Source organism: Sphingobacterium shayense, assembly GCF_013179575.1.
GTDB lineage: Bacteria > Bacteroidota > Bacteroidia > Sphingobacteriales > Sphingobacteriaceae > Sphingobacterium > Sphingobacterium shayense.
The window spans coordinates 1-8,391 of the sequence record NZ_JABMCQ010000174.1; the positions used below are offsets into that span (position 1 = coordinate 1).

An 8,391-nucleotide genomic window follows, 5' to 3' on the forward strand; every position below is an offset into this window, starting at 1 on the left:
GTACACCTACCCGCTCTCCCCAAAGTTGGATCTGATCTACTGCCGCAGCACGAAATGTATCCGCAGCGCCCAATACAACCTTATTACCGGCTTGCTTAAGCTGATGTGCTAATTTCCCTATTGTAGTAGTCTTTCCAACACCATTTACGCCAACTACCATGATGACGTATGGCTTATGATCGCCGTACTCAAAGTTTTCGAAATCTGAACTATTATTTTCAGCTAACAACTCCTGAATCTCCTCCTTCAATAAACGATTCAAATCATCTGTCCCCACATATTTGTCACGAGCGACCCGTCCTTGAATTCGTTCGACAATTTTCAAGGTCGTAGTCACACCGACATCAGACATAACCAACAGTTCCTCCAGATTATCAAGCACCTCATCATCGATTGTCGATTTTCCGACAACAGCCTTTGTTATTTTCGAAAGAAACCCTTCTTTGGTTTTTTCCAACCCTTTCTCAAGTGCCTGTTGAGCCTCTGGTGTTTCTTGCTTTTTCTTTAAAAAATCGAATAATCCCATAGTCTATTCTCTGTGTGGAAGTGTTTTGATTGTAACAGGGCAAATATACTCAAATTCGGCTATACTAAAAAAGCCCTTTCGGCGAATACCAAAACGGCTTTTATATTTTTTAAAGAAAAACTTTAAAAGGAGAATTTCTTTACCTTACTTATTTAGAAGCTGCTGCAACAACGTCTTTTACTTTGTCGTTGTGTACCATACTTTCTTTGAAAGTATAAGCTCCTGTTTTTGCTGACTTTGAAGTAAGAACAACCTTAGTAAATTCTTTACCACCACCTTTTTGTAAGGACGCAACTGATTTCTTTGCCATTATCTTATATTTTAATCGAGTTAAATACCCGAGTGGTTAATTACTTAATTTCTTTGTGAACAGTAACTTTTCTAAGAACAGGGTTAAATTTCTTTAACTCTAAACGCTCTGTAGTGTTCTTTTTATTTTTTGTGGTGATATAACGAGACATGCCCGGAAGACCACTTTCCTTGTGCTCAGTACATTCTAAGATTACTTGTACTCTATTTCCTTTTTTAGCCATTGCTTTACTTTATTATAATCTCGAAAGATTAGATTTCATGAATATTTTGATAACAGGCGGTACTATTAAATAGATCCTTTTTGGATAAATTTACTGATTACTGCTGTAATACCGTTTTTGTTAATAGTCTTGATTGCTGATGTTGATACTTTCAAAGTAATCCAACGATCTTCTTCTGGAATGTAAAAACGCTTAGTCTGTAAATTCGGGTAAAATTTACGCTTAGTCTTAACGTTTGAGTGCGAAACGTTATTTCCTTTTAATGCCGCCTTGCCTGTTAAATCACAAATTCTTGACATGATATTTGAATTTTAATGTTATCTGTTCGTTTTTTTCTCTTTTCACAAAGAGTTTGCAAATATCCATATTTCTTTTGTGATATGCAAGAACAGGAAAGAATAATTTTTATTTTTTAGGAAAGGTCGTGCTTGGTTCAGCAAAAATACACTTTTTTGATTCGTAGACACACGCTCTAACAAAAATAGTTTTCAACAATTCACATTTGATTCCTTTGTTCCTAATGCTTTCTGCTTTGTATCTTTGCGAGTAACAAGAACTCTTATGCTGCATAAAACAAATGGAATCGCTTTAAAAACAACGAACTACTCCGAAAGCAGTATCGTGGCTCATGTCTATACCGAAAGCTTCGGAATGCAAGCGTACTTGATAAACGGAGCTAAAAAACACAAAGCGAAAATTTCTTCAAATCTGTTTCAACCCCTACACCCTCTAGATCTTGTCGTTTACCACAAGGAAACCTCTGGTTTGAACCGCATAAAAGAAGTACGCCAAGTTCCAGTTCTGCGAGATATTCCAATGAATATTCAGAAGAGCTCTGTGGCGATATTTATTAATGAGATCCTGTACAAAGTGCTTCGAGAACAATCGGGAGATCCTTACCTTTTTCATTTTGTTCTGCAATCCATTCTGTGGCTCGATGAATCCGAAAGCCCCTTGGCGAACTTCCACATCGTCTTTCTTGTTAAACTTTCACGATTCCTCGGCTTTCTACCTCTACAACCTGCCCATCACCACTACCCGTATTTTGATCTAATGGGAGGGGTTTTTAGCAATAGCCTGCCCGCGCATAGCTATGTCTTACAGGAGCCACACACCTCGCTTTTTTACACCTTTCTAAGCACCAGCTATGAAAAAGCCAGCGCCGTGAGAATTAGCAAAATAGATCGGAAATATCTTCTCGAAAAAATCCTTGAGTTTTATAAATTGCATACAGAGAATTTTGGAATAGTCAATTCCATGTACGTTCTAGAAGAAATTTTTCATTAGGCCCTCCACGCAAAATTTTTATTGCTATCTTTAATCTGGAAAAACACCTATTTAACTAACTAAAAACACGACTTATGGATTGGTTTTTAAAAAATCTAAAAGAGAATTACGCGAACTTTGAGGGGCGTGCACGCCGAAAAGAATATTGGACATTTATACTCTGCGTATGGTTACTCTCCATCGCGATTGCGGTCGTGGGTTGGGTTCTTGGGCTTATAAGCAGTGCCCTAGGTAGTATGGTCTCCATGCTTTCGGGTCTTGTATCACTTGCCTTACTAATCCCGACACTTGCCGTGGGGGTACGGAGATTACACGATACTGGAAAACCAACTTGGTATATTGTGTTTTTATTTATTCCATTGATAAATTTATATTATCTATACCTTATGCTAATTGATGGCGATCGTGGTTCAAACGAATATGGGCCAGATCCCAAAGCGGAGGCTAATGGTGTAAATGCATTCAACAATTACCCACCAACACCATCAGATACTTCCTCGAGAAATGAAGGACAATAAAAAAAGCCAGGTTTAAACCTGGCTTTTTCACAATAAATATATCTGAATCTATTATTAGATAAGCTTTACATTTACCGCATTAAGACCTTTACGGCCTTGTTCAACTTCGTAAGACACGTGGTCGTTCTCACGAACTTTGTCAACTAATCCTGAAACGTGAACGAAAATTTCGCTCTCTCCTGAATTTGGAATGATGAAACCGAAACCTTTGGTTTCATTAAAGAATTTTACTACGCCTTCTTGCATTTTATTAAATATTTGTACTAACATTAAAGGTATAAATTATTTTTCAATGTTTTTTTAAAACTCTACAAAAATTTAAACGATTTTTGATTCCCACAGTCAAACAAACAGGTAATAACTTTGTAATACTAAACATTAATATATTAACACTATGAAAAATTTAATTGGTCTTATACTAGCTATTTGTATGGTAACATTCGCAAGTGCACAATCAAACAATTACGAATACAGCAGGAAGGTATCTACACGAGGAACCGCCGAAAGAGAAATTACGCCAGATATCCTGTACTTGTCTATTTCTTTAAGGGAGTATCTTCCAGACGGAAACAGCAAAAAGAAGGTTACTATCGAAACCCTTGAAAAGCAGCTTTACACCGCAGCGATGGCAAATGGTGTATCAAAAGATAATTTTACCATACAAAATGTGTATAGCTATAACAGCAATCCAAACAAAAAGAAAGATAATCCTGAATTACTTCAAGCTAAACAATACCGTTTAAAGGTAACAAACCTCAATGGACTCAATGAAATGCTCGATAAAGTTGATGCAAAGGGTATTCAAAGCACGTCTGTGAGCGGTTACGACCACAGCCAGAAGCGCGAAATTGAAAAAGAACTGAAAATTGCTGCCGTAAAAGACGCGCAAGCAAATGCGGAAATTATCGCCTCAGCAACCGGCGATGGGATCGGTAAAGTATTAGCAATTAATGACAATACAAACTTCAGTTGGAATGATTTGATCCCGCAACCTCGTGCATACAGTATGGCCAGAGCGGCTGATGTAAGCTTAGAATCTGCTGGCGAGAGTCTCGATATAAGCGTTCGTCCAATCAAACTTACCTGCAACATTGATGCAGTTTTCGAACTAAAATAATGACAAAGCATCCGCAACAAACAAAGTTAGATGATCTTCCTAATCAGAAACGAGATCGTGAATTCCGTTGGGTGGAGCGGTTTGCAACTCTATTAGATAATCAATTTAGCATCGGGACCTTTCGCTTTGGATTAGACCCTTTGCTAAATTTTATTCCTCTCGCAGGACAGGCAGTATCCCTTAGTAGTGCACTTCTACTTGTGCTTGTAATGTACCGCAACGGAGTAAGTCCTAACGCGGCTAGCAAGATGCTGGTTAACGTCCTTTGGGACGCATTCTTAGGAAGCATTCCTTTTCTCGGAAACATCTTCGATTTCTTCAAAAAGGCGAATCAAAAAAACATCAAAATACTTAAAGAGTATTACTATCAGGGAAAACACCAGGGGGGAGCCAAACGAGTCTTTTTAAGCCTTTTTATTGTAATTCTACTAGTTAGCTTTATATTCATCTACCTTCTGTGGTTGTTAGGTGCTTGGATCGTTAGCCTCTTCTAAATTCTAATTGCGTATTTTTGTACACATATGAGTAAAACAAGAATTTTTGCCCTTTGCGTTGTCGCCTTCATGCTGATCGCGGTATTCACAAACCCTTCGAAAGAACAGCACCACCAAGCCGTAAAAGCAAAAGTAGCTGACCTTTTAAAAAAAGAAGCAGGAGATGCAGATAAAAGCATGGTCGAATTTGGCATGCACCTTTTTGGCAATACTCTGGTTCAACAATTTATGGATCAGCACGTGAAAGTAGAAAACTATTACCTTTTCTCAATCACAAAGATTAGCTGGCAACGCAAAGAAACCATTATCGGTGGAGGCGCATTCAAACATATTTTTCTCAGCCCGAAAATAGATGAGAAAGCGTCAGAAATCGTACGCATGATCAAAGAGGGATAAGCCATGTTGGATATACTTTTTCAGGATGAATACATCGTTGCCATAAACAAGCCTCATGGCCTACTGGTACATCGGTCCTCAATAGCGGCAGATACATCGGAATTCGCTTTGCAACTATTAAGAGATCAAATTAAGCAACCAGTCCACCCGGCTCATCGTATCGATAGAAAAACAGGCGGCATACTTTTATTCTCTCTCAATAAAGATATGGACGCTAGCGTACAGCAGTTATTTGCGAATAAAAGCGTGCTAAAAACCTATTGGGCAATCGTCCGAGGATATGCAGAAGATGAGGGAACAATCGACTATCCTTTACGCAAAGAAAACGGAACTGTACAGGATGCGGTGACGCATTACAAGACACTTGCTAGAGCAGAAATTGATCTTCCTTTAGGTAAGCATTCTACTTCGCGGTATTCACTCGTAGAACTCAAACCGATCACCGGGCGTATGCACCAATTGAGACGCCATATGGCACATATCCTCCATCCTATTTTAGCAGACAGGCCACATGGCTGTAACAAACAAAACAGACTTTGGAAAGATCACTTCAAAATGGACACCATGCTTCTGCATGCCAAAGAGATCTCATTTAAACACCCTGTTACTGGAAGTGAAATACAAATTGAAGCTCCTTTACAACAAGAGTTTACTCGTGTACTTGCTATTCTAGGATTAAACAACTTTCCAGAGATCTCAGCTACAACCGAACGGATTGATTAACAATTTCTAGAGTCCAAACCCGCAAAACACGTAATTAAACCGATTGCGCGAATTGAAAATATCGTATATTCGGGGTCGCTAATGGTCTTTTTTTTGCGTATTTTTGAAAAAATTGATCTTATCAAACTGTTATGATTAAAAACACTGCGCTCTCTGAGCTCCACTCGGCCCTTGGAGCGAAAATGGTACCCTTCGCGGGATTCAACATGCCCGTACAATACTCCGGAATCATTGATGAACACGAAACCGTTCGCACTGGCGTTGGCGTCTTTGATGTCAGTCACATGGGCGAATTTATCCTTAAAGGAGACAACGCGCTCGATCTTATCCAAAAGATTTCCTCGAACGATGCTACCAAGTTATATGATGGAAAAGTACAATATGCTTACATCCCGAATGAGACAGGCGGAGTCGTAGATGACTTTCTTATTTACCGCATCGACGAAAAAACATATTTCTTAGTCGTAAACGCTTCTAATATTGAAAAAGATTGGAACTGGATCAGTAAATACAACACCTACGGCGTAGAAATGAAAAATATCTCTGATGAAACTTCATTATTCGCCATCCAAGGACCAAAAGCCGCTGAAGCATTACAGTCACTGACAGATATAGAGTTAGCACCAATGGAATATTATACATTCCAAAAAGGAGTGTTCGCAGGTGTAGAAAATGTATTGGTATCGGCAACAGGATATACGGGCGCCGGAGGTTTTGAAATTTATGTAGCCAACAAAGACGCGAAAAAAGTATGGGACGCGATTTTCGAAGCTGGCTCAGCATACGACATTAAACCTATTGGTTTAGGAGCACGTGACACACTACGTTTAGAAATGGGATTCTGTCTATATGGGAACGACATCGATGACAACACCTCTCCATTAGCTGCCGGATTAGGTTGGGTTACGAAATTCACTAAAGATTTTGTAAATGCAGAGAACCTAAAAGCCGAAAAAGAGCAAGGCGTAACACAAAAATTGATCGGTTTTGAGATGATCGATCGAGGTATCCCACGTCATGATTACGACATCCTTGATGCACAAGGAAATAAAATTGGTCGCGTAACTTCGGGAACCCAATCACCTTCGTTAAAAAAGTCAATCGGCCTGGGCTACGTTGATACAGCATTCTCCAAGGAGGGAACCGAATTATTTATCGCAATTCGCAATCAATCGGTTAAAGCCGTTGTGAAAAAACCTCCTTTTGTAAAATAAAACCTAGATATTTTTAATACAGAAATAGACAACAAAAACGTCCTTGTTCGCTTTACAAGGACGTTTTTATTTGTTCGAAGGAGCGTGTCCGATTTACCCAGCCTACCTTCTATCTTTTATAGTTAGTTGGCTTTAACTCTAAAACGCGTATCGTAAGCCTAATTGAATTTGGAAAGGATTACCGTTTAGATTCGATACACCCACTTTGGACGACATGTTATACACATACTGTTCCTTGTCGGCATCAAAACTTTTGATGCTATATAGATTTTGCTTTCCTAGATTATGTCCGACGCCCCAATCCTTGTTTAACAGGTTTGCAACATTAAAAATGTCGATCGAAGCTTCAACGCCATGCGACTTATAGAACTTAATGTTTTTTGCTAAATGCAAGTCAAACACACCATAAAATCCATTGACACCGCCGTTACGCTCGGCAACCTGACCAATGTTACTGTTAATATAATCTTTAATACTTTGTTCCGCATCGGGGTTATCGAGAATGGCATTTATTCCTTCGCGAATGTTATTCGGAGTACTAGGGTCGTTTGGATCGTATACAAAAGCAAGATCATTGGAGTTAACGAAATCTCCGTTAACATTTCCCTGCACAGCTAACGAGTACCGAGTTCCTGCAACACCGGAGAACCGCAGCCCCATAGAAACACCCCAGAGCGATGGCATCGTTCCGTAAAAAACAACCTTGTGACGAAACTGATTATCAGAATACGACATTGTGTTCAAGTTTCTAGGATCATCTTTCACCATCAACGAAAGCGTAGCAGAATTGGCAACATTACCATTATACGACGTGTTATCTTTCGCATCATTCCACGTATACGACAATGATATTTGACCATCCTGATAATAACGATAAGTCCCATCAACAACGAAAGTGTACGTATTATTTTTACCTTCGCTATTCATCTCCAATACTCGACCAACCTCTGTTGTCTTTCGGCTATTCACCCAGTTCGCGGCACCGTTCGCTGGATTGATAGTGCTTGCGGGGACAAACACACCTCTGTCACCCTCAGCTTTCAATCGAAACATCGGCCCGTCAACCATGTTTCGGTCCACATACATATAGTTATTTCTAGCCCAAGTTCCATAAGCAGTTATGCCGACTCTTAACGCAGGTGTGAAAAAATGGTTTAACGACAAATTTGCTTTATAAACCGTTGGAACTTTTACGTCTTTACTATTTGTATTAATAGTAACCAATTTTTCGACTCCTGGTTGATCTATCAAATCTCTACCTGGCGCGGAGTTTGGATCCTGTCGATAGCCGATAAAATCTGGTGTCGGCATAAGTCTAGGGTCGATAATATCAACGCCTGCAATACGTGTTCCGTCAAACAACATGTTATTCAACATGGAATAGGGATTAAGTGCAGAACCAAAAATACCTCCGCCAAACCGGATAATATTCTTTCTTTGTTCGTTTACATCCCATGTAAACTGAACCCTCGGCTGAACATGAAATGTATTGATCCCGTTATCTGTTGAAATTCCCAGTTCATCATAAACGGTCTGATTAAAATTTGCCTTTTTTAGATATTGGGTGTTGTCAAGACGGAGAC

Annotated in this window: 12 protein-coding genes and 1 pseudogene; 7 read left to right on the top strand and 6 right to left on the bottom strand. The window is 39.3% G+C overall.

The genetic code is table 11. From position 1 onward, the window contains the following. The 4 genes from HP439_RS16000 to rpmB form a co-directional block, all read right to left on the bottom strand. On the bottom strand, positions 1–526 hold a 526-nt coding region (locus HP439_RS16000; RefSeq protein WP_172391341.1), incomplete at its 3' end, for a signal recognition particle receptor subunit alpha. Positions 527–674: 148 nt separating this feature from the next. Continuing rightward, positions 675–836 carry a DUF4295 domain-containing protein gene (locus HP439_RS16005; protein WP_172391342.1) on the bottom strand — a complete coding sequence of 54 codons (162 nt, stop codon included), beginning with the start codon at positions 834–836 and terminating at the stop codon, positions 675–677. A 40-nt stretch (positions 837–876) separates the two neighbouring features. After that, positions 877–1,059, bottom strand: coding sequence for a 50S ribosomal protein L33 (gene rpmG, locus HP439_RS16010; RefSeq protein WP_002998409.1), 183 nt, complete (start codon positions 1,057–1,059; stop codon positions 877–879). 65 nt (positions 1,060–1,124) lie between these two features. Continuing rightward, positions 1,125–1,358 carry a 50S ribosomal protein L28 gene (gene rpmB, locus HP439_RS16015; protein ID WP_085474105.1) on the bottom strand — a complete coding sequence of 78 codons (234 nt, stop codon included), beginning with the start codon at positions 1,356–1,358 and terminating at the stop codon, positions 1,125–1,127. Positions 1,359–1,620: 262 nt separating this feature from the next. Here rpmB and recO point away from each other — a divergent pair, with 262 nt between their 5' ends. After that, positions 1,621–2,346, top strand: coding sequence for a DNA repair protein RecO (gene recO / locus HP439_RS16020; protein WP_172391343.1), 726 nt, complete (start codon positions 1,621–1,623; stop codon positions 2,344–2,346). Positions 2,347–2,420: 74 nt separating this feature from the next. Further along, positions 2,421–2,864, top strand: a complete 444-nt coding sequence (locus HP439_RS16025; protein WP_172391344.1) for a DUF805 domain-containing protein — start codon at positions 2,421–2,423, stop codon at positions 2,862–2,864. A gap of 54 nt (positions 2,865–2,918) precedes the next feature. On the opposite strand, the gene HP439_RS16030 is transcribed toward HP439_RS16025, so the two are convergent. Further along, the gene (locus HP439_RS16030; protein WP_093364840.1) at positions 2,919–3,110 is read right to left on the bottom strand and encodes a cold-shock protein; all 192 of its coding nucleotides are present in this window, start codon (positions 3,108–3,110) and stop codon (positions 2,919–2,921) included. A gap of 148 nt (positions 3,111–3,258) precedes the next feature. Between HP439_RS16030 and HP439_RS16035 the strand changes: the two genes are divergently transcribed. The 5 genes from HP439_RS16035 (at position 3,259) to gcvT (ending at position 6,808) form a co-directional block, all read left to right on the top strand. Then, positions 3,259–3,981 (top strand): SIMPL domain-containing protein, encoded by a 723-nt coding sequence (locus HP439_RS16035; protein WP_172391345.1) that lies wholly within the window; start codon positions 3,259–3,261, stop codon positions 3,979–3,981. Next, on the top strand, positions 3,981–4,475 hold the full coding sequence (locus HP439_RS16040; RefSeq protein ID WP_172391346.1) for a DUF4112 domain-containing protein: 495 nt from the start codon (positions 3,981–3,983) through the stop codon (positions 4,473–4,475). The genes HP439_RS16035 and HP439_RS16040 overlap by 1 nt, the downstream gene beginning before the upstream one ends. 27 nt (positions 4,476–4,502) lie before the next feature. Then, positions 4,503–4,871: a DUF4359 domain-containing protein gene (locus HP439_RS16045; RefSeq protein ID WP_172391348.1), complete on the top strand. Its 369-nt coding sequence runs from the start codon at positions 4,503–4,505 to the stop codon at positions 4,869–4,871. 3 nt (positions 4,872–4,874) lie between these two features. Further along, positions 4,875–5,594, top strand: a complete 720-nt coding sequence (locus HP439_RS16050; protein WP_172391349.1) for a pseudouridine synthase — start codon at positions 4,875–4,877, stop codon at positions 5,592–5,594. Between the two features lie 134 nt (positions 5,595–5,728). Then, positions 5,729–6,808 (top strand): glycine cleavage system aminomethyltransferase GcvT, encoded by a 1,080-nt coding sequence (gene gcvT, locus HP439_RS16055; RefSeq protein WP_172391350.1) that lies wholly within the window; start codon positions 5,729–5,731, stop codon positions 6,806–6,808. 138 nt (positions 6,809–6,946) lie between these two features. Here the strand turns inward: gcvT and HP439_RS16060 are convergent. Next, a pseudogene (locus HP439_RS16060) lies at positions 6,947–8,391 on the bottom strand (TonB-dependent receptor); the annotation flags it as partial.